Source organism: Rhodococcus sp. NPDC006774, assembly GCF_040636045.1.
GTDB lineage: Bacteria > Actinomycetota > Actinomycetes > Mycobacteriales > Mycobacteriaceae > Rhodococcoides.
In genome coordinates this window covers 65,724-87,016 of sequence record NZ_JBEYIW010000010.1, presented here as the reverse complement: position 1 = coordinate 87,016, position 21,293 = coordinate 65,724, and the positions used below count along the sequence as shown (strand labels likewise).

Genomic DNA, 21,293 nt, shown 5'->3' with positions numbered 1-21,293 from the left:
GGCGTCGGCGGCTGGTTCTTACTCCAAGGCAACTCCGCCGATGAGTCTGCTCGACCGACGACTACGGCAAATCCGATACCTTCGGCCTCGGTAGAGGTGACACCCAGAGCGACGACACCCTCCCGGTCCACGGCATCTGCTTCTGTTGCGCCGCCGTCGAATGCGCAAATATGCCCAGCGGCGTTCGGGCCGGTAGGCGAATACATGTCGTCAGCAGCGGGGACGACGATCACGTCATGCCCGTTCGCGGAAGCAGTACGAGTGGCCTACGCGGGCGGTGGACAGGCCGGGGCCGCTCGAACGGTCAACGCGACCAGTCCCGTTACCGGTAGGTCATATGCGATGAACTGTTCGCCGGTGGGAGGTCTGATCACGTGCACCGGCGGTGACAACGCGGTCGTGTATGTCTACTAGACATCGATCGTCGTCGACGAGGATGGTCGGCATCATGGCCGCGGTGGTCGTACTGTCGCTCACCGGGTGCACGATTCCAACGAGCACGGTGGAGGGAAATGCGGTCGCGGAACGTGCACCCGACGCCGTTGTCGATTCGACTCCACCCTTGGTTCCCGCGGAACCGCGTATCGACCTACCGCTACCTGCCAGCGGAGCGCAAGTAATACGTGATGAGTTCGCCACTGTCGCAACGGCTCATCCCGGTCGACTCGGACTGGCATACATGCCGGTCGGCGGTGGCCAGGTTCAGGTTCTCGGCGATTGGTCGTCAGGGGTTGCCTGGTCGACAATCAAGGTCCCGCTCGCTTTGGCCGCAATGCGTTCGAGTGGATCGGCCGAGTTGCCCTCTGCGACATCGGCGATTGTCTATTCGGACAATGCCGCAGCGGAGGATCTCTGGACGAGCCTGGGTGACGCGCCGGCCGCGGCGGACGCCGTCGAACAAGTACTGCTCGATGGTGGTGACCCTTCCACCGGCGTGCAGGAGGAACGAATTCGTTCTGGTTACACATCATTCGGGCAGACAGACTGGTCGTTGGCCCACCAGGCGCAGTTCACCTCGAAGCTGCAATGTCTGGACTTCGGAGCTTCGATCGTGGATTTGATGCAACAGATTTCCTCGGACCAGTCGTGGGGACTCGGACGTATCCCCGGCGCGGCTTTCAAAGGTGGATGGGGACCCGGAGAAGACGGAAGCTATTTGGTCCGTCAGTTGGGCATCTTCGGCGTCGCCGACGGATTTACGGCTGTGGCAATCGCTGCCGAACCTGATTCGGGATCGTTCGACGACGGAACTGTCATGCTCGATGCAGTCGCAGAGATGTTGGGCAGCAACACCAATTCTCTGCCCTATGGAGCGTGCGCATGACGGAACTACCACAGCCGCGTCGACGTCGGCGAGGGAAGCTCATCGTTGCTGTCGGCGTCGCGGCACTGGTGCAGATCGCTCTGTTCGTAGCGGTGATCACGGTGATCCTGCACGCCCGCCAAGGCGATGCACCCGAACCGGTCGAGGATTGGGCTACGCAGGCAGACGACGTGGTGGCTGCTGTCGAGTCGATCTCCGATGATCCAGCCGCAATCGTCGCCGAACAAGCGCAGGCCGATCTCGAGGCGGATCCGGCGTCGGTGATCGACCCGGCGACTGCGTTCGACGCTGTGCGAGAGACCTGGGTGCCCGACGGAATCGGGGGCGGAGTGATCCAGGTGACCGTGACCCAAGGGGACGGGACAGCCACAGACTACCTCGCAGTGATGGTGAAGGAGGGTGACGAATGGAAAGTGCTGTCGACCATAGGAATTCGTTGACGGTGCTGCTTCGGGCAACGGCCGTTCTCGCCTGTGTGGTGCTGGTCTCGGTATTCCTGGCACCTGCGTCGGAAGCGCAGCAGCCTGCAACACCGGTGGAATGGGGTTGCGCCGGAGCTGAATTCGCAGAGGTACTGCCGACGGATACGCACCGCAACGGTGCAGCGATAGAGCCGACGCGAGACGGACGCGGGAAATGGGTGCCGGTTCTCTTCGTACACGGGTGGGTCGGTAAGGCGACGCACGACAGCAGCCGTGAAGGTGCGTTTTCGAAGCCCATCGACTTGACCAGGAGCCGCGTGGGTTCTGCGGAAGCACGACGATCTCTGATCGGACAGCTGCAGACAATTCCAGGTGTCGCGTCGTTCACGTTCGACTATCACGATCGGTCTGGGCGGTGGGTCGACGATGAGGGTATCGGCCCAGCTCTTGGGCACGCTATCGACTGCCTTTACGAGTCTTCCGGCGGCGAGAAGGTCATCGTGATCGCGCATTCCATGGGCGGGCTCGCGACGAGATTTGCGCTGGGATCGGACAAGGCTCGAGCATCGAAAGTCAGTTCCGTTGTGACCTATGGGACACCGAATGCCGGGTCCCTTGCGGCGTTGGTCGCCGCAGTCGGTGTCGATGCTGGAACCAAGGCTCTCTCGCTGGGTGGCACCACTGGTGTCGCAACTGCCACGGTGCTTCGGGTCCTTCTTGCCTCGTGCGCAGAATCCAGCACGATCTCCATGAACGACGCGGGCATCTGCGCAACGCCGTACGGAGCCTTCGACGGTGAAGCAGGCAAGGCACTCCGCGTGGGTTCACGCGAATTGGACAGGCTCGCATCGTGGCCGGCCGGTGTAGACGTTCATGCCCTGGCGGGGGATGCTCGGTTCGATATAACGGAGCGGTCCTGGTTCGGCGTTCCAGTCAAGACAGTGCAGGGTGAGCCAGGTGACCTCATCGTCACCACTGGGTCTGCTGTGGAGGGTTCGACCGGATCGGACCGCGTGAAATGCAACTATCAACTGAATGTGAAGCAAGGAACCAGAGACACTGTGGGACTCCTTGCCGAGGTGATTCCACTCGATGAGGTGCCGGACCAACCCTTCGCGTCGTTCGGGGGCGCGTGTTATCACTCGAACTTGATGCGAACGTTGGAGCTGTCGGTGGTGACGACCGCAGTTGTCAATGACGACATCGTTGGGCGAATTCAAGATCTTGCACCGACCCAGATCGTCGAAGAGGTCGCGGTGAACACGGACGGCAATCCCGCAGAGGGCTACCGCATTGTCGGTGATTCCGCTGAAGTCGACTGTTACGCCGCATCTATCGCGGCAATCGATGATGGAATTCACCGTTGCTCACCGACGGCTTCCGGGGCCGATATCTGCTACGAGGTCGGCGGACCGAATCTTCTGTGCGCCGGATCTCCATGGGACCGAGAGCTTCGGCGTGCCCGCTCGGTGGAACCCCTGGCCACAGTCTCTCCTCCGCTCGATGGATCGCCCTGGGGGCTGGAGTTGGCGGACGGGACCATGTGTCGAGTGCGAAACGGGGGAGCGTGGCCAGGTCGAGACGACGGCCTCAACGGTGCCTATAGTTGCGATGGCACGAATTTCGTTCTCTCCGAGCAAGATGTGCCGGTTGTCGACACTTCTCGGCGTGTGTGGACCGTTCGAATGGGTGGTCTGGGTGAATCGAACGAGTGGTTTCCCGAGCCGACGGTAACGGCGGTAGTGAAGGCATGGTTCGCGGCAACAGGGAATGGGTCGTGAATGCGATCTCGCAGACCGGCGACTCGGCCATCATCGCGATGTGGCCAGCTCAATCAGCCACTCGGGGCATGTGGCGACTGACGAAGAGCAACACCACCGCACCGGCGGCGAGCATCGCTCCGATGGCAGGCAGGACCGAGACGCTGCTGCCACCGGACAACGCTATCGATCCGATCCAAGCACCCGCCGCGTTCGCGAGTTGGAACCCGGCGATGTTGACGGTGGCCGCGAGGTGGGGTGCTTCACTGGCCGCGCCGATCAATTTCGAGGCCAGTGGCGGGATGATCGAAAAGCCCGCCGCACCGAGGACGAACATCCACACGAAGGCGAACCACGCTGTGCCACCGAAGAGGAACAGGACGACGAGCGCGCCCGCGAGTGCCATCAACGCTGTGTAGAGCGTCGTGTCCAGGGCCTTGTCCGCGAAGTAGCCGCCGAGCTGGTTGCCGACGACGGAGCCGACGCCGAAGACGAACAGCACGATGGTGACGGTGGACGCGGAGATTCCGGCGTGATCGGTGAGATACGGCGAGATGTAGGTGAACACCACGAACAGGGCGGCCTGGCTCAGCGCGGTGAGGCCGATGGCCCACAACACCGGACCTCGGGTGAACACACTCAGTTCCGAAGTGACACTGCCGATCTGATGTGACGGTGATGCGCGTCGGGTCGAGGCGATCAGAGCGGCGGTGACGAACAGTTGGAAGAGCGCGACGATGGCGAACGACCAGCGCCAGCCGAGTTGCGAGCCGATCAGGGTTCCCAGCGGAACTCCGAGGACGGTCGCGAGGTTGAGGCCGAGCGTCACGCGCGCGATCACTCGGCCCTGAAACTCCGGCTCCACCAACGACGTTGCCAACACCAGGCACAGCGCGAAGAACGTGGCGTGGGGGAGCGCAGTGATGACGCGGAATATCACCAGGGTCGCAAAATTCGGGGCCAATGCGGTTCCGATGTTGCCGACGAGGAACAAGGCCATCATTGCGGAGATGAGCGGTGTTCGGGGAACCCGGGTGGTGGCGATGGTGAGCAGCGGACCGCCGATGACGACCGTGACGGCATAGATCGTGATCAGCAGGCCCGCAGTCGAATTCCCGACGCCGACCTCGGAGGAAATGTCCGGAAGGACTCCGGCGACGAGGTATTCGACGGTTCCCACCCCGAACACTGCGAGGAGCATCCAGACAATGGCGGCGTTCGCGTTGACCGCGTGCGATGTGTTGCGTGTCTCGGTGACCATTCTCTACCCCTTCGTTCCATCGAGAACTGAACCTTCAGTCGAAGGCTAAGCGATTCGTTTAATGATCGCTACAGGAGTACGATGAATCACAGTTGCGAGAACGGATCGAGATGTGGAGGGCCGATGGCCGGAGTGCGAGGACAAGGGCGCAAGTTCGACGTCGACTCAGCGCTGGATCAGGCGATGTTCGCCTTCTGGGAACACGGATACGAGGGCACCTCGGTCTCGATGCTCACCAGTGCGATGGGCATCAATCCGCCCAGTCTCTACAGCGCATTCGGTGGCAAGGAAGGGTTGTTCTTCGCCACGATCGAGCGATATCTCGCCACTCGAGGCGACTTCATGGAGCGTGCGTTCGCCGAGGAGTCCGACGCGGCCAAGCTGATCTCGAGACTGCTGTACGACGCGGCCTTGCACTACACGGACGAGTCCTGTCCGGGCGGCTGTCTGATCATCAGCTCGGCCGTCGGCGTCACCGACGCCAATCGAAGCATCGCAGGTCGGTTGCGGGACATGCGCAATGCCAACGTGTCCCTGCTTGCGGAACGCATTTCCGAGAACATCGCCGACGGCATCCTGCCTCCGTCATGGGAGCCCGTCGACGTCGCGGAATTCATCGGCGTGATCATTCAGGGCATGTCCCAGCGCGCCCGGGACGGCGCAACGCGGCGTCAACTCGAACAGGTGGCAGAGATGACGCTTGCTTCGTTGGGGCCGGTTCCCAATTCAACAGCGCGATGACGGCGGGTAACGCAACTCGGTTCTCGTGCGACTTCACAGGTGAAGGGATCGAGTCGGTGGCCTGACGACGGCCGGCGACGACTGTGCCACCGACGAAAGGTCTCCGATGACCCACTCCACCCGACGCATTGCTGTTCTGACCGGACTCCTGGCGCTACCGCTCGCAGCCGGAGCCACGATAGGAGTCGGGACAGCCAGTGCCGACGAATGGCACTACGGCCCCGTCTATCGCGCGGAGCAATCCGGCGAAGGCGCACAGTACTTCTGCAACAAGGCGTTGTCGCTCGAGCAGGCGTCGCAGTCCTACATCCTGGTGCCCTGCACCAACGTTGCGGACACCGATGTCTGGTATCGAATTGTGGTGAACCCCTACAACTGGGGCTGGAGCGGATAGCGGAACCGTCAGGCTACGACTGTTGCGAGCTGCTCGAGGAACAGGTCGACGTCCGCCGCCTCGATGGTCAAGGGCGGTCTGATTTTCAGGGTGCTTCCGTACAGACCGGTGGCCGAGATCAGCACCCCGCGTTTCTTCATCGCGTTGACCACACGCAGTGCCTCGGCCGGATCCGGTTGACCTGCAGGGCCGATGAATTCGACTCCGACGAACAACCCCGCACCCCGGACGTCCCCGATGGAAGCGACGCAATCAGCTACCGTGCGCAGGCCTGCCAGCATTCGCGCACCCATCGCGGCCGAATTGGCGACCAAGTCCTCGTCTCGGATCACGTCCAGCACCGCTTGCGCCGCAGCGATGGTCACCGGATTACCACCGAAGGTGTTGAAATAGCGCAGGTCTCGTCCGAACTGCTCGGCCAGTGAACTCTGCATCACCAGTCCGGCAATGGGCATGCCGTTGCCCATCGGTTTGCCCATCGTCACGATGTCGGGCAGCAACCCGTGCCGCTCGAAGCCCCACATCGATGCGCCCAGCCGGCCGAAACCTGGCTGCACCTCGTCGGCGATCAACATCCCACCCGCGGCGTGAACGACATCGGCCGCAGGCTTCAGGAACGGTGTCGGCTCCGGCAAGATCCCGTCGGATGCGAAAATCGAGTCGATCAGCAGAGCCGCGATACCGATACCGGCCGCGGCCAGGTCGTCGATCTGCGTCTGCACCTGTTCGGCGAACCACGTTCCCAGATCGCCCTCGACCCGGTACGCATCCGGTGCCGGAACCGTCCGCAACCACGGAGCGTCTCGAACGGACGTCGGACCCATCGACGGCGAACATGCCGCCACATCCACAGTCCCACCGTGATAGGCACTGTCGGTGACGATGATGCCCTGGCAGCCGGTCGCGTGCCGTGCGATCCGGAGAGCGAGGTCGTTGGCCTCGGACCCGGTGCACGTGAACATCGCGGTGTCCAACCGGTCGGGGAAGGTGCCGACCAGGTCCTCGGCGTAGCCGATCACCGCATCGTGCAGGTACCGCGTGTGCGTGTTGATCAACGACATCTGCCGAGTGACGGCTTCGACCACCCTGGGATGGCAATGCCCCACGCTGGCAACGTTGTTGTACATGTCGAGGTATCGCGTGCCATCGGCGTCGTAGACGTACACACTCTCGCCTCGTACCAACTCGAGCGGGGTCTCGTACATCAGGTGATAGGCGGGCCCGAGTACGCGCCTTCGGCGCTCGACCAGATCGAGCGTGCGAGTGCTGAGACCCACGGCCGAGGACGCATCGAAACCGTTGACGCTCAGGGCTCCGACGCGATCGAGTGTGGTCACCTCACAACCCCTGCAGCCAGAACGCCCAACGCGGATCCGCCATCTTCATCCTCGCGCGGGCAAGCTTCCAGGTTCCGTACTTGTGGTAGTCGAAATCCCATGCGGTGCTGAGCTTGTGGTTCATGCAACCCCACAGTCCCCATTTGACGTCGGCGAGTGCGCTACACACTTGCACGCGGGAGATCATCGACCATTCGGCTTTGCCGTAGAACTCCTCGATCAATTCCATCGTCTGCTGCTCGCCGTAGAACATCTCGGTGATCATCACGGCCAGCTCGTAGGCGCGGTCGTTGTTCGACGCGAACTCGTAGTCCACCAACTTCATCGGCAGGCCGTCGCCGATCAGGATGTTGCCCGGCATCGGGTCGTTGTGACACGCAACCAGATCCAGACCGGACGCCAGCATCGCGTTCTTCGCCTGGCCGTATTCCGCGAGGATCACCTCGGCGTCGCGCGGCAACCGCACGCCGAGTTCGGCAACCTGATCGAGGTGTTCGTCGATCATGTCGAAAATAGTCTTCGTGATGCTGAGCTTGCTTCCCGAGTGCAGCACGCGATACAGATCGATCATGCCGAGGGGAATCTCGGGTCGCTTGAGGTCACCGTTGGTGCACGCACGATAGCCTTCGAGGAACTCGATCACCTCCACGCCGGTCACCGGATCGAACAGCACTACCTCGGGTCCGATGTCCAAAGCGCCTGCGCGACGGGCCGCTTCGTTGGCCAGCGACCGGTCGATGAACGAATCCGTTCCGGCACCGGGGAGTTTCATGAAGTAGCGCTTGGGCTTCCCTTCGACGGTGATGCGCCAATTGCTGTTCATCAACCCTCCGGGTACCGGGGCATAGGTGATGTTCAGTCCCTCCCACTCCGCAACGGCGGCGAGGGCTTTCTCCACCTGCCGTTCGGGTTCGGTGTGGGCGGATCCCAGTGCGATCTCGTTCATGGCCACCTCAGATATTCCGTACTCGGTCGTCGAAATGCGGGTCGCGCAGCCCAGCGCGCGCCCTCAGGAACTGCCAGTCGGAGAACTTCGAGTACTCGTGGGTACCCGGCCTCATCGCGTCCGCATACGAGCCGATGAGGGCCCACCGCAGGGAGTCGGCGATGCCGTAGATGCGGGCTCGATCGAACAGCGCACTGTCGAACGATCCCCACATCATCTCGAACACCTCACGTGCGTCGGTGTCGAACGGGCGGATCTCCGCGAGCAACGCACCGATGTCCTGCAACGGATCCATCAGTGCCGCAACGTCCCAGTCGACGAGCCGCATGCTGCCGTCGTCGAGCACTAGGACGTTGGAGACATTGCCGTCTCCGTGGCATGGCACCGCGTCGACGCCGGCGCTGTCGATCCGCGCTTCGGCGGGCCCGAGAGTGCGCAGCATCCAGTCGAAGTCGGCCGGCAATGCGCCGCCGACCCGTTCGACCAAGCCCCGCACACGCGCCAGATCCTCGAACACCGATGCACGTCTGGTGATTCCGCTGAGCCGGTGAACGGAAGCCCGCAGCGCCACGAGCTTCTCGACGTTCGCATCCTCGTCGAACAGATCGAGCGTTGCAGTCGAACACCGTCCGGTGAAGTCCTCCATCACCAAGACGCCGGACGCTGCGTCGGAGAAGAAGACAGTGGGGCCGATGCCCGCGTCACCGGCCGCGGTCGCAGCCGCGAACGTTGCTGCGATATCGATGTAGTCGCGGGCATGCGGTTCCATCACCTTCACGTACGCGGCCGAGCCCGCACCGGAGTCCGCAATCTCGGCCCGCGCCGAATAACGCTCGGAGTCAGCGCCCCACCAGCTGGGGCTCGCCATGGTGGTTCCGGGTTCCAGCGTCAATTCGCCCGAGGCCCAGATACCCAACTCGCTCAATGTCTGTCGCACGGTCATCCCAGTGCTCCGATCTTGTCAGCGGCCACAGCCGTCGGCCAGTTCATCTCGATCTCACGCGCACCCTCGAGCCACTTCGTCAGCCGTAGCACCGCCTGATCTGCGAACCGCGGTCCGACGACCTGGATCCCGACGGGCATGTGTGCGCTGAAGCCGAAGCAGAGTGCGGAGGCAGGCTGTGCGGTCTGGTTGAACCACGCGGTGAAACTGCAGTGGCCCAATGGTTGTGCCGGGTCGAGCCCGACCTCTTCGGCTCCGAAGCCCACTGTGGGAATGACCGGGGAGATGACGAAGTCGAACTCGGCCGTCTGCGCCCGAATCATCTCCTGCGATCGCATGACCGCATCGGTGTCGCGCGAGAACTGAGCCGCCGAATACTCTTCCGCCGCCGAGGCCCAGTCGGCGACCGCGGGCAGTACCTGCGATCGACGATCCTCGGGAATGGCCTCCCACTCCGTGCGCGCGCGAACCTGGAACAGGCGATCCAACGCCGGGTACGGATCTGCGCCGAAGATCGGCGGCATCTCGGTGACCACGGCACCCGCTGCACTGAGTTGCGTTGCTGCAGAACGAACCATGGCCTGTACGTCGTCGGAAACGGTGGGACCGTAGCCCATGTCGAGCATGACGCCGATGCGAAGTCCGGCAGGTGCCAGTCCCTCGCGTATGTCGGTTGTGTCCTCGTAGGGCAGGCTCCAGGTATCGCGAGGGTCCGGCCCGGAGATGACGCGGTAGAGATCGATGAGATCGTCGACGGTGCGTGCCATCGGACCGGCCGATCGCATGGTCGACGGAGCGGTATGCGGTATGCGGCCCTGCGTCGGCTTCAATGCGACGAGCCCGCAGTGTCCGGCGGGCAACCGCACCGACCCGGCGATATCGGAACCGACAGAGCCGAAACCGATGCCCGACGCCAACGACGCACCCGCGCCGGCACTGGACCCGCCGGTGTTACGGGACAGGTCCCAGGGATTGCGGGTGATTCCGTACAGCGAGCTGACGCCCGCTGCCATCATCCCCATGTCGGGCATGGTCGTCTTCCCGACGATGACTGCACCGGCTTCCTTCAGCCGGGCAGCCGGTGGTGCGTCGACGGTGGACATCGGCAGGTCTGCATTCGCGGCCACGCCATGCCGCCACGGCATCCCGATCGCATGGACGCTGTCCTTGATGGTCACCGGAATGCCGTCCATGTCGCCTCGCGCACGGCCGGAAGCGAGGCGGTCGGTGGCGGCCTGAGCTGCCGCACGGGCACCGGACTCGTCCAGGTACGCAATCGCATTGATCACGGGGTCGGTGGCTGCGAGGTGCTCCAGCGTGGCATCGAGCAACTGCACGGGAGTGAGCTCGCCGGTGCCGAATGCCTCGCGAATCTCGGCGACGGTTCTGGTCAACAGGGGATTCATCGCGTGCCTTTCATGCCGATACCGCGGTTGCCACCGGTATCACTGGAACCACGGGAGTGCCGACGAGCCAGCCACCGTCCACGGCCACGATCTCTCCGCAGATGTGGTCCGAGAGCGACGAGGCCAGGAACAACACGGTATCGGCGATGTGCTGCGGATCTGCCCACTTGCCTTTGGGGGTCTGCGCCTCCAGAGCACCGCGGATGGACGCGTCGTAGATCGCGGTCATGTCGGTCTCGACGAAGCCGGGCGCAACGCCGTTGACGTTGATTCCCATCGGTGCATAGTCGATGCCGACCTGCCGAGTGAAGTTGACCATCGCTCCCTTTGCCGCGCAGTACCCGGCAAATCCTGGATTGGCCCGCAGTCCGCTGATCGACGCGACGTTGACGACCTTGCCGCCCCGCCCGGCGTCGACCATGTGCCGTATAGCCGCTCGGGTGCAGAAGAACGTTCCGTCCACGTTCACTGCGAACAGTGACCGCCACGCGTCGTCGGTCGTGTCGAGGACCGTTCCGGCACTCAGTATTCCGGCGTTGTTGACGAGTATGTCGATGCCCGATCGGCCTGCGACGTCCGCGAAGACCGCGTCGACCTGCTCGGAATCGGAGATGTCCAGCAAGACGGACTCGGCGGTGCCTCCCGCAGCGCAGATCAGGTTCGATGTCGATGCGCCGTCGGTGCGTAGTGCATCGCTGCGGTCGACGATCACCACGTGCGCGCCTGCCGCCGCCAAGGTGGTCGCTACTGCTCGTCCGATGCCGCGGGACCCGCCGGTGACCAGTGCAGTCTTGCCGCTCAAATCGATCATCTGGCTCTGCTTTCTATGCTCGAGTGCGGCTGGTGCCGGCGAGTTCGGAAGATCGGCCGACTCCTATATCGCCGCGCACCATGCGCGCGACCGTCTCGGCCAGCATCTTCACGCCGTCGAGCAGGTCGGTGTCGTGGGTCAGTTCTTTCTCGCTGTGCGAGATTCCGTCGACGCTGGGGACGAACAGCATCACCGTCGGAACGATGTCCTTGAGATTCACCGAGTCGTGGCCGGCCATGGTGAGCATCCGTCGACACGACAATCCGAGGGACCCAGCGGCTTCCTCGGCGAGTTCGACGCCCTCGGTCTGGTAACTCGTGGACGGCCGCAGTGCCGAGGTGTCGATGCTGACCCGCACCTCCCCGTCGGCGTTCACGGAATCGATTGCCGCAAGCATCTTCTCGTGGGCTTGCTCGAGAATCTCAGGATCGGAGGACCGGATGTCGATGGCCATGGTGACCTTCGACGGCACGACGATGGGGGAGTTGGGTTCGACATCGAACTCGCCGACCGAGGCCAGCAGCGCCTCCTGGGGGAACTGCGTGGTGAGATCGCGGGCAGCGAGCACGATGCGCGATGCGCCGACCAACGCGTCGTGACGCAGAGCCATATGAGTTGCGCCGGTGTGCGACTGCTCGCCGTGCACGGTGATCGAGTACTTCCGTGCGGCCCAGTTGGCGGTGACGATGCCGATCGTAGTGCCGGTGTTCTCGAGGATGGGACCTTGTTCGATGTGGATCTCGGCGTACGAGGCGGCCTCGGGCGCGTTGTCGTTGCCGTGAAATCCGATATCGGACAGGGCATCCCGCACGCTGACGCCACTGCGGTCGGTGACCTTCAGGATGTCGTCGGCATCGAACTTGCCGATGAAGACCCCGCTTCCCATCAGGCTGGGCGAGAAACGGGAACCTTCCTCGTTGAACCAGTTCACCACCGCAAGATTGAATTGCGGAGTCACCGAACCACGTTCGATACATTCGGCTACCTCGTGAGCGGCGTGTGCCGCGGCGAGGACACCGTAGGCCCCGTCGTACTTTCCGGCCGTCGGCTGACTGTCGAGATGCGATCCGACGAGGACGTACGGTGCACCGGGAACGAATTCGACGGTGCCGTACATGTTTCCCACCGCGTCGACGGTGGTGGTGAAGCCGTGCCGGTCGAACCAGTCGGCGAGGAACCGCCTGGTTCGACCGTCGTCAGCGGTTGCTGCCTCTCGGTGCACACCACCGGCGGCGGTGGCGCCGAACTGCGACATCGCGGCGAAGTCGTCGAGGAAAGGCACTAGATCTTCTCCGGGGCGGGGTTGGCGGCCAGTTCTTCGATCTGGTTCTCGAAGGACAGGTCGACCGGTGCGGTGCGAGTAGGACGCTTGCCGACCTCGAACATCTCGTCGACGCGGGCCTTCTCCTCGGCCGTGGTTCCGGTGGCCTTGGAGACGATGAGGAAGACGGCCAGGTTGACGGCCATACCCACGACGCCACCGGTGAGGCTGCCGAGTCCGGCGATGTCGTCCGGGTAGATCGCGGTGAGGACGAGTGCGACGGTGAATCCGGAGATCATGCCTGCGACTGCGCCCTTACCGTTACCGCCTCGCCAGAACACACCGAGGAACAGCGGGATGGCAAGCTGCACAACGCCTTGATACGAGATCTGTGCGAGCAGTTGCAGGCGGGTCATGTTGAACGTGGCGTAGGCGACGATTGCTGCCGCTGCCATGAACGCGAGCATGCTCGTCTTGGCCACCTTCGTGAGCTGACTGTCGGTGAGCTTGCGCTTGTCGGAGTTGACGATGTCGTTGGCAATCTGCAGTCCGCAGACCTGCACGCTGCCGTCGATGTGGCCCATGGATGCGGCGAAGACCATGGTGGCCGCGAGGCCCAGAAGCCACGTTCCGCCGTAACTCTCGGCGATGGTGAACCAGCCGGTCTGCGGTGAATCGGCGACGGCGGGCATGACCGTGCCGGCGATACCGACGAGCATGAGAAGGGAGTAGAAGACTCCGGAGATCAGCACTGTGCGGATGGTGCCGGACTTGACGGCCCGGACACTCGACGCGGTGTAGATCCGTTGGAAGCTCGTCGGCCAGCACAGTGATCCGACTACGCCGGTGAAGATGAGGGCGAAGAGGTAGAACGGGCCGTACGAGTCGCCGTCTCCGGGAACGCGGAGGTATTCGTCGGCGACATCGCCGAGTGTGGCGAAGCTGATCGGGCCGCCCGCGACACCGGAGAGCAGAATCAGGCACAGTGCCGCAGAGAAGACGTAGGCGACCAGACCTTGGAACATGTCGGTCATGATCAGGCCGCGCATGCCCATCTTGACGGTCCAGTACTGGCGGATGACGATGACGGCCAGGCCGACGAACAGGCAGGTGGTGACGGACCATGCTCCGGCACTGGCGATCTGGAACACCTCGCCGAGTGCCTGCATGCCGAGCACGACCCACGGGAAGAGCGAGACGATGCCGATGACGCTGGCGACGATCTTGGTGCCGCGCGAGTTGAAGCGCAGGCCGAGCAGATCGGGCTGCGATCGCAGGTTGTACTTCGCTCCCCAGCGCCAGGCACGGGTGGCCATGAAGTACATCATGGCGACACCGAGGCTGGAGTACGCGAGGCCGTACAGTCCGAATACGCCTGCGCCGCTGGCAAGTCCGAAGAATGCGATGAACACCGAGCCCGGCCACCACGAGTTGACGTAGCTCATCGCGACGTACCAGGGGCCGTAGCTGCGGCCGCCCACCGAGTACTCGTCGAAGGTGGGGGAGGTCTTCTGTTGGGTGGTGTAGAGGATGAAGATGACGACGGCGTAGAAGACGCCGAGCATTCCCAGCATGATCAACATGTCATTCTCCAGTCAGCGGTGCGGTAGCGGGGAGGAGATCCTCGTCGAGTTCGCCGCGGATGTCCTCGACGATGTAGAGACCCCAGAGAGTCAGCCCGAGAACGACTCCGTCGATCAGCCAGTACATGATGGCGAACGGAATGCCGAGGATCTCGTAGCGAATGCCACTGCCCCACATGTACAGCGGCGGGAACAGTGCGAAGAGCAGGGCGAGAGCGTAGATGCTGCCGAAGAACGTCATGATGTTCTTTCGGCTCAGGCCGCGAATGTACTCTTTCATGTGCGTCATCCTTGGTTGACTATTTTGAGAACCGAGTCGTGCAATGCGCCGTTGGTCGCAATGCCGTTGCCGCTGTTGTAGTCTCGCGCTCCATCGAGCGAGGTGAAGGTGCCGCCGGCTTCTTCGATGATCACCGGCATGGGTGCGAGGTCGTAGATCTGGGTGGTGTAATCGACCACCGCGTCGGCCTGGCCGCTCGCGACCATCATGTAGCCGTAGGCATCGCCCCAGGTACGCAACACTGCGCCTGCGGCATGCAGGTCGACGATGGTGTCCGAGTGCCAGTCTTCGAGCCAGGTTGCCATGACGTAGGCCCCGTCGAGATCGGTCCTGTCCGAAACATGCACCCGTTCTCCGTTTTTCCAGCATCCCTTGCCGCGCTCGGCGTGCATCAGGATGTCGGCGCTGGGGAGATTGATGACGCCGAAGACGACATCGTCGTCTTCCTCGAGTGCAATCAGGTTGGCGTACAGCGGAACTCCGTGCACGAACGACTTGGTGCCGTCGATCGGGTCGACGATCCAGCGGTAGTCGGACGTGCCGCTGGTTTCGCCGTATTCCTCCCCGAGGAAGCCGTCGGCGGGAAAGTGCTCGGCCACGGCGGCCCGAATGTGGGTTTCGATGTCTCGATCCGCTTGCGTAACAGGGGAACCGTCCTGTTTCTGCTCGACGGTGAGGGCTGAGGTGTCGAACCAGCGACGAGCGATCTCGCCCGCCGAGCGGGCGAGCTCCACGCCGAGAGCGGCGCGTGCCGACCTGGAATCCTCCACGGTGTTGCACCCTTCGGTAGATGTTGCGTTCTCGGGTAGGTGCAACGATGGGCGTAGACCATTTCTGGTTTTCTCGTCGATACGTGAACGTCGTGTAACGCGTGACCTGGTTGCGGGTCATAGGACACCCGCCGTGTTAATCGTGCGTTAATGCCCAGGTCGAGGGGTGTTGCGCGGGCCTGATTGAAGATTGAATGGGCTTCTGCAGTTGTGACGAAGGAAATCGAGGTGTTTCGGTGCTGTTGATGGAGCAGACGCACGCGGCGCTTCTTCGGTTGGTGGCCGAGCTCGAATCGCGGTCCGTTGCCCGGTTGCCTCCCGAACGCGAACTGGCCGAGCGACTCGGCACGTCACGGACGACGCTGCGCAAAGCGCTGGATCTCCTCGAACGCGACGATGTCATCCGACGGACGAAGGGGAGAGCCGGCGGTGCGTTCCTGACCTCGGTGACGCCAGGTTCGTCGTCGCCGGAAAGTGCGCAGTCCCTCTGTCAGAGCCGGCGACTGCTGCGGAGCCTCAACACCGTCAAGGGCGTCCCGCAGATGCTGCACGAACAGGGATTTCGAGACGGCACCAAGGTGATCTCAGCGCGTATCGCCGAGCCGAGCCCGGAGGCGGCACAGGTGTTGGGAGACGGACCGGTGGTATCGCTGCTGCGGCTGCGCTTCGCCGACGGCGACACGCTGTCGCTGGAGCAGATGTACCTCAGCGACAGCATCTGTGGCCGAGTTCTGGAGACCCCGTTGGACTCGGTGTACGAGGCTCTGCGTACCCGGCTCGGCGTATCGGTCTGTATGGCAGACGAATCCATCGAATTGGCGACGATCAGTGCGCCCGCGGGCTCGCTGCTCCGGCAACCCGAGGGAACGCCCATCCTGAAGCTCGAACGCATCGGATACGACCAGTCCGAACGGCCCGTCGAGTATTCGGTGGACCTGTTCCGAGCCGACCGAACGCGATTGAGTGTGCGCACCTCGTCGCTGGTGAGTGCATCGGTCACGTAGATCGGATTCGAGGCATGTGATGTGCCGCGCCCAATTCGTGCGAGCAAGTTGGTCGGTACTGCAAGCGCGTTGTCGCACCACGCTGCGGCGGAAGCGACTGCTTTGCTGTGGTGTCGAACGGGGCAATCACGACGAGCCGACAGTGAGTGCCCACAGTGCACTGGAAAGTTGGATTCGAGGAGTGACGCAACGCAAGTCAATTGAATTCGGTACTAGATCGGGATGTCAGTAGCTATCGTTAGCATCTTGGCCATGCTTGCAAATGTAGTCGGAATTGGGACCCTGTTCTTCACCGCAATCGCGACAATCGCCGCGGTGGAGAAATACTCGTGGCAAGGAATCGTCAGAAGGCGAGTTGCTGAATACTTGGAGCGTAGTCGCGACCTACCTTGCCCGCGTCAGCGTGAGATATACGTCAAGAAGGTCACCCGGGAGGTGTGGTTCGCGGAGTCGTTGACGCGGTTCAAATCACGTCGCAGCTTCGGGACAGCCATGGCGGTTATGCTCGTCGTCTCTGCAGTGTTGCTGGTCGCCACGTTCCCTGCAATGGCCAGTTCAGGAAACTTCGCGATCATCGGGCCGCTCGTGTTGGCATTCTCAGTTGCGGGAGTCAACTATCTTCACGTGTTGCATTGTTTGTCGGTGGCTAGTGTCAACCGGCATGTCTACACGGCACTTCAGGGCCGTGGCGCGGTTCCGGTTCTCGTAGCACCGTCATTCTGGACCTGGGTTCGTTCTTTAAGAAGTTTGGTCGCTACCTTCTCTACGGTGACAGGTCTGGAGGTGCTGTCCGTCGCTGCCGAGATTCAGCAGGCAAACGGCCGTCGGGCCCTGCCGGAGTTTGACGATCTGGACGGCGCGCAGCAGTATGCACATCTTCTCGACGATGCCTCTTTGGCAGAGGCGATCGCAGCCTTGCACGAAGCACGTCGGCTGGGCGGATCTGCGATCGTCGGACCCCGGCCGACATGACTTTCTGCGTTTGGGTTCAGGTGCAGCAGTGCCCAGTGGATTTCGGCGTCTCCGGTGCCAGATCCAGCATCGGATTGCCGTCGAAGAATCCGGTGGGCTTGAGGTGCAAACTCACATGGCTGACCGGCATGACCGGCCAATCCTCGGGGCGCACCACATGGTGTGCAGCGATCGTGGGCCAGATGACCAGGTCGGCGTTCTCGAGGGAACGGTCACCGCTCGTGTACTTCACCAGCCCGTCGGGTCCCGGATTCTGGGCCACGTACTCACCGGCCGCATAGCGCTCCCGTTCTGCGTACGGCGTCGCCCACAGATGCTTGGTGGCGAACCCGCCTCGGCGAGCCTGCTGCGAACCGGGCTGTGCCAGAGGCAAAGCGACCGCACCGGACGGCTCGATCTTGTACCCGATGTGCCCACCGAGCTTGTTCTTCTTGTCCGCGTTGGCAATCAACCAGGAGCGGGCCCGGAGTGGATCGGCGAGGCGTTGTGCCTCCGACTCGGTGGCGAGGTGCCGCTTGGTCTGACGCCACGCGTTGCCGTGGGGATTGTCCGGCCCGACGGGTACGGCCTCGGCTTCGAGTTCGTACAAGTTGTTGCGTTCGCCGTCGACCTTCATGTCCAAACGAACACTGAAGAAGTGCTGGTGATGAGGCCCGTAGAGACCGGGAGCGACGAGGGTGCCGAACTCGGGGATCGTGCCCGGCTCGATCGCACCGGTGGAGATGATGCCGGTCAGCTTGATCTCGAACTCGATGGACCCGTCGAGATACAGATGCCAATAGAATCCGTAGTCGTAGTTGCCCACGGTGGCGAAGAACGACACGACGAGACGACGGTTGCGTCGGACCTGGCCCACGTTGTCGCGAAAGTCGGTGTGCTTCCAACCGATGCTGTAGTCCTCCTCGTGCATGCAGATCGCATTCGGAAGTTCGATCGGCTGACCGTCCTGATCGTTGACGTACGCGTCGAAGTAGTGAATTTCACCGAGGCAATCACAGCCCAGCTGAAGCGAATTGGCGAGAACGCCCAAACCGTACTCGCCCTCGTCGAACACGTTCTTGTTCCACTGGCTGTCACCGGGATCGCCGTACGGTACGTACATTTCCGACAGCGACGCCCGATGGATGATCGGCCGCAGAGTTCCGCGATCGACGTAACCGACATCGTGCAGCACCAACCCCTCACGGGGTGTGAAGCCGACGCGCAAGCGCCAGTTGGCCCACTCGACGTAGTGGCCGTCCACCGTGAACGACGGACCGTCGGGTTGGGTTATGTCGATCTTCTTCATCGGTGCGCGTTGGTGGGAGAACTCCGGGACATTCCCGGGGCGTTCGTAGAATCCGGGTAGGTAGTTGCCGGGAGTCTGTGGGATGGGAACCACTCCGGTGTCTGCGACGTCGACCACCTCCATCGTGTCCATATCGACTGTGACGACCAGATTCTCGACGGGCCGCGCATATCCGTTCTCCTGCGCTTCGCTCCGCACGAACGTCAGCGGGCGGGCGAGGCGTCGACCACCGGGGTTGTCACCCTCCATGGTGTGGCCGCTGGCCCACTTGTCCACCATCGCGAGCGAGAAGTCGGTGACGCCGCGTGCAATCATCGCCTCCTGCCAGCGCGGGTCGGCCTTGATGACGTCCTCGCAGCGAAGGAACTCCTCCAACGTGATGGGTGGTTGGGCATCGGCGATCTCGGTGTAGCTGAGCAAGGCGTCATGGTTGAGCGAGACCACTGCCTCGAAGGTGGCATGGGCGTCACGATCACGCAGGACGACGAATGCTCGACGGTCCGTATCCGACTGCTGCAGAGCGGCTTTGGTCGGCTCCAGCAGCTCGATGTAGACGAAGCGTGCAGCGGAGGTCAGACTCTGCTCGCGAACGACTATCGCCGACGTCCTCGAAATCTCCTGCGGGGTCAGCGGTTCGAGGGGGTGAACTACAACGGGCGCAAAGGTATCGGTCATCGGGGCTCCTGCAGTGGGTAGTGGAGAAGTTCTGGCGGAACGCGGCGCGTGCGAACGAAAACCACGACGGCGGCGAGCGTGAGTTCGACGACCGCGACGATCGAGGCCGCCGACACCTCGCTGACACTGTCGGTCACGACGGCCTGATGATGTCCCGTCGGACCGGATGCATGCGCAAGCAGCATCACCGCGCTCGCCGCCGCCATGACAACCCACGGGCGATTGTTCGTCGACCGCCACAGATCGGCAGCACACAGCAGGCACACCACAGCCATGGCGGCGACCACAACACCGATCGCGCTGCCGATCCCCATCCTCAGGTGGAGAACGGCCGAGGTCACCGCAAGTGCCGCTGCACAACGGTTGATCAACACTGTCCGGGGCTCCCTGTCGTCGCGGTCGGTTACGACGTTAGGGGTAGACCATTACTGGTATTCGTAGGTCGTGTGAGGGACGTGTAACTCGCCGACCGGATCAGACCAATTCGATGACGTTCAATGCCCCGTCGGCATGCGAGCTACGCAGTCGCTTCTTGTCGTATTTGCCGACGCTGGTTTTCGGGACCTCGTCGATGAAGGTCCAGCGCTCCGGCAGCTGCCAATGCGCCACGCGGCTGTCGAGGAACTCCTTCAGTTCTTCGGCTGTCACCGATGCACCCTCGCGGACGACAACGGCCACCAGGGGCCGCTCGTCCCACTTCGGATCGGGCACACCGATCACCGCGGCCTCACGAACGGCCGGGTGTCCCATCACCTGATTCTCGAGTTCCACCGACGAGATCCACTCGCCCCCGGACTTGATGATGTCCTTGGAGCGATCGGTCAGTCGTAGGTAGCCGCCCTCGGAGATGGTGCCCACGTCACCCGTCCGCAGCCAACCGTCGTCGAACTTGTCGTCTGCATCGGCGCGGTAGTAGCTGCCGGTGATCCACGGGCCACGCACCTCGAGTTCGCCGACGGTCTTGCCGTCCCACGGCAACACCTCACCGGCATCGCCGACGAGTCGTGCTCGCACACCGGCGACGAATCGTCCTTGCGTACAACGCAAATCGAACTCGTCCTCAGCCGACAGCCCGGCATCGGGCTTGCCGGACGTGCCGAGAGGCGAGGTCTCGGTCATGCCCCATGCCTGCGAGATGTGCACCCCGTACTTCTCGTGGAACGCCCGCATCAAACTCGGTGGACACGCGGCACCGCCGACCACCACGTCACGCAGACTCGACAGATCGGCCGGGTGCTCGTCCAGGTGAGCGAGCAGGGCCTGCCAGATGGTCGGAACGGCCGCCGCGGCCGTCGGACGCAGTGTCGACATCATCTCCGCCAACGGAGCCGGCTGCAGAAACCTGTCGGGCATGATCAGCGACGCACCGACCATCAGCGCTGCATAGGGCAATCCCCACGACATCGCGTGGAACATCGGCACGATGGCCAAGACCTTGTCGGACTGCGCAATTGCCATCGCATCTGTCATGCAGGCCTGCATCGAATGCAGGTAGATGGAGCGATGTGAATACACGACCCCCTTGGGGTCGCCGGTGGTGCCCGAGGTGTAACACATTGCGGCAGCTGATCGTTCGTCGAGCTCGGGCCAGTCGAACTCCTCCGGCTTGCCTGCGAGCAGGTCCTCGTAGCCCAGCACCTCGATACCGTCGGGTGCAGTGACCTGCGCCGGGTCGACGCCGACGACGACGAGATGCCGCACGGTCTCGAACGTCGGCAGCAGGGGTGTCAGGAGGGGGAGCAGACTCGCGTCGGCGATGATCACCTGATCCTCGGCATGATTGACGATGTAGGTGAGCTGCTCGGGGAAGAGCCGAATGTTCAGCGTGTGCAGCACCGCGCCCATCGCAGGAATCGCCATGTAGGCCTCCATGTGCGGGGCGTTGTTCCACATGAACGTTCCGACGCGCTGATCGTCGTCGATGCCGATCGACCGCAGACCGTGTGCCAGTTGCGCTGCCCGCCTACCCAATTCCCCGAAGGTCACCGTGGTCGGACCGGTGTCCGTCCAGGTGGTGATCTCGGCCGAGGAGTGAATGGACGTCCCGAATCGAACCAGCTGGCCGATGGACAGTGGGGTGTCCTGCATGGTGCTCTTCATCGATCTCGCTCCTGA

The 21,293-nt window shown here is 62.9% G+C and carries 20 protein-coding genes; 7 read left to right on the top strand and 13 right to left on the bottom strand.

Going from position 1 to position 21,293, the window contains the following annotated elements:
- Positions 1–403 precede the first annotated feature (403 nt).
- Genes ABZ677_RS16705 through ABZ677_RS16695 form a run of 3 tightly spaced genes read left to right on the top strand, consistent with a single transcriptional unit; the run spans position 404 to position 3,527 of the window.
- On the top strand, positions 404–1,324 hold the full coding sequence (locus ABZ677_RS16705; protein WP_358371184.1) for a hypothetical protein: 921 nt from the start codon (positions 404–406) through the stop codon (positions 1,322–1,324).
- Entirely contained in the window at positions 1,321–1,764 is a 444-nt protein-coding gene (locus tag ABZ677_RS16700; RefSeq protein ID WP_358371181.1) for a hypothetical protein, read from the top strand. The genes ABZ677_RS16705 and ABZ677_RS16700 overlap by 4 nt, the downstream gene beginning before the upstream one ends.
- Positions 1,731–3,527 carry an alpha/beta hydrolase gene (locus ABZ677_RS16695; RefSeq protein ID WP_358371178.1) on the top strand — a complete coding sequence of 599 codons (1,797 nt, stop codon included), beginning with the start codon at positions 1,731–1,733 and terminating at the stop codon, positions 3,525–3,527. Before ABZ677_RS16700 ends, ABZ677_RS16695 begins: the two co-directional genes overlap by 34 nt.
- Positions 3,528–3,576: 49 nt before the next feature.
- Here the strand turns inward: ABZ677_RS16695 and ABZ677_RS16690 are convergent, their stop codons facing one another.
- Positions 3,577–4,767: an MFS transporter gene (locus ABZ677_RS16690; protein ID WP_358371175.1), complete on the bottom strand. Its 1,191-nt coding sequence runs from the start codon at positions 4,765–4,767 to the stop codon at positions 3,577–3,579.
- 123 nt (positions 4,768–4,890) lie between these two features.
- Here ABZ677_RS16690 and ABZ677_RS16685 point away from each other — a divergent pair, with 123 nt between their 5' ends.
- Both ABZ677_RS16685 and ABZ677_RS16680 read left to right on the top strand, forming a co-directional pair.
- Entirely contained in the window at positions 4,891–5,508 is a 618-nt protein-coding gene (locus tag ABZ677_RS16685; RefSeq protein WP_358371172.1) for a TetR/AcrR family transcriptional regulator, read from the top strand.
- Between the two features lie 106 nt (positions 5,509–5,614).
- Entirely contained in the window at positions 5,615–5,902 is a 288-nt protein-coding gene (locus tag ABZ677_RS16680; RefSeq protein WP_358371169.1) for a hypothetical protein, read from the top strand.
- 8 nt (positions 5,903–5,910) lie between these two features.
- Here the strand turns inward: ABZ677_RS16680 and ABZ677_RS16675 are convergent, their stop codons facing one another.
- Genes ABZ677_RS16675 through ABZ677_RS16635 form a run of 9 tightly spaced genes read right to left on the bottom strand, consistent with a single transcriptional unit; the run spans position 5,911 to position 15,239 of the window.
- Positions 5,911–7,239, bottom strand: a complete 1,329-nt coding sequence (locus ABZ677_RS16675) for an aminotransferase class III-fold pyridoxal phosphate-dependent enzyme (RefSeq protein WP_358371166.1) — start codon at positions 7,237–7,239, stop codon at positions 5,911–5,913.
- A gap of 1 nt (position 7,240) precedes the next feature.
- Entirely contained in the window at positions 7,241–8,185 is a 945-nt protein-coding gene (locus ABZ677_RS16670) for a choline kinase family protein (RefSeq protein WP_094741599.1), read from the bottom strand.
- Between the two features lie 7 nt (positions 8,186–8,192).
- On the bottom strand, positions 8,193–9,128 hold the full coding sequence (locus ABZ677_RS16665; protein WP_358371163.1) for a phosphotransferase: 936 nt from the start codon (positions 9,126–9,128) through the stop codon (positions 8,193–8,195).
- On the bottom strand, positions 9,125–10,534 hold the full coding sequence (locus tag ABZ677_RS16660) for an amidase (RefSeq protein WP_358371160.1): 1,410 nt from the start codon (positions 10,532–10,534) through the stop codon (positions 9,125–9,127). The genes ABZ677_RS16665 and ABZ677_RS16660 overlap by 4 nt, the downstream gene beginning before the upstream one ends.
- 10 nt (positions 10,535–10,544) lie before the next feature.
- Positions 10,545–11,345, bottom strand: coding sequence for an SDR family NAD(P)-dependent oxidoreductase (locus ABZ677_RS16655; protein WP_358371158.1), 801 nt, complete (start codon positions 11,343–11,345; stop codon positions 10,545–10,547).
- A 13-nt stretch (positions 11,346–11,358) separates the two neighbouring features.
- Positions 11,359–12,627: a M20 family metallo-hydrolase gene (locus ABZ677_RS16650; RefSeq protein ID WP_358371155.1), complete on the bottom strand. Its 1,269-nt coding sequence runs from the start codon at positions 12,625–12,627 to the stop codon at positions 11,359–11,361.
- Entirely contained in the window at positions 12,627–14,189 is a 1,563-nt protein-coding gene (locus ABZ677_RS16645) for a sodium:solute symporter family protein (RefSeq protein WP_358371153.1), read from the bottom strand. Before ABZ677_RS16645 ends, ABZ677_RS16650 begins: the two co-directional genes overlap by 1 nt.
- A 1-nt stretch (position 14,190) precedes the next feature.
- On the bottom strand, positions 14,191–14,469 hold the full coding sequence (locus tag ABZ677_RS16640) for a hypothetical protein (protein WP_094619741.1): 279 nt from the start codon (positions 14,467–14,469) through the stop codon (positions 14,191–14,193).
- Positions 14,470–14,474: 5 nt separating this feature from the next.
- On the bottom strand, positions 14,475–15,239 hold the full coding sequence (locus tag ABZ677_RS16635) for an inositol monophosphatase family protein (RefSeq protein WP_170945960.1): 765 nt from the start codon (positions 15,237–15,239) through the stop codon (positions 14,475–14,477).
- Between the two features lie 245 nt (positions 15,240–15,484).
- On the opposite strand from ABZ677_RS16635, the gene ABZ677_RS16630 reads away from it, so the two are divergent.
- Positions 15,485–16,243, top strand: coding sequence for a GntR family transcriptional regulator (locus ABZ677_RS16630; protein ID WP_358371506.1), 759 nt, complete (start codon positions 15,485–15,487; stop codon positions 16,241–16,243).
- Between the two features lie 252 nt (positions 16,244–16,495).
- A complete protein-coding gene (locus ABZ677_RS16625; RefSeq protein ID WP_358371149.1) occupies positions 16,496–17,215 on the top strand; it encodes a hypothetical protein in 720 nt (239 codons plus the stop codon).
- A 16-nt stretch (positions 17,216–17,231) separates the two neighbouring features.
- On the opposite strand, the gene ABZ677_RS16620 is transcribed toward ABZ677_RS16625, so the two are convergent.
- The 3 genes from ABZ677_RS16620 to ABZ677_RS16610 form a co-directional block, all read right to left on the bottom strand.
- Positions 17,232–19,178 (bottom strand): primary-amine oxidase, encoded by a 1,947-nt coding sequence (locus tag ABZ677_RS16620; protein WP_358371146.1) that lies wholly within the window; start codon positions 19,176–19,178, stop codon positions 17,232–17,234.
- Entirely contained in the window at positions 19,175–19,552 is a 378-nt protein-coding gene (locus ABZ677_RS16615; RefSeq protein ID WP_358371143.1) for a hypothetical protein, read from the bottom strand. Before ABZ677_RS16615 ends, ABZ677_RS16620 begins: the two co-directional genes overlap by 4 nt.
- 100 nt (positions 19,553–19,652) lie before the next feature.
- The gene (locus ABZ677_RS16610) at positions 19,653–21,278 is read right to left on the bottom strand and encodes a long-chain fatty acid--CoA ligase (protein WP_358371140.1); all 1,626 of its coding nucleotides are present in this window, start codon (positions 21,276–21,278) and stop codon (positions 19,653–19,655) included.
- Between the last annotated feature and the right edge of the window lie 15 nt (positions 21,279–21,293).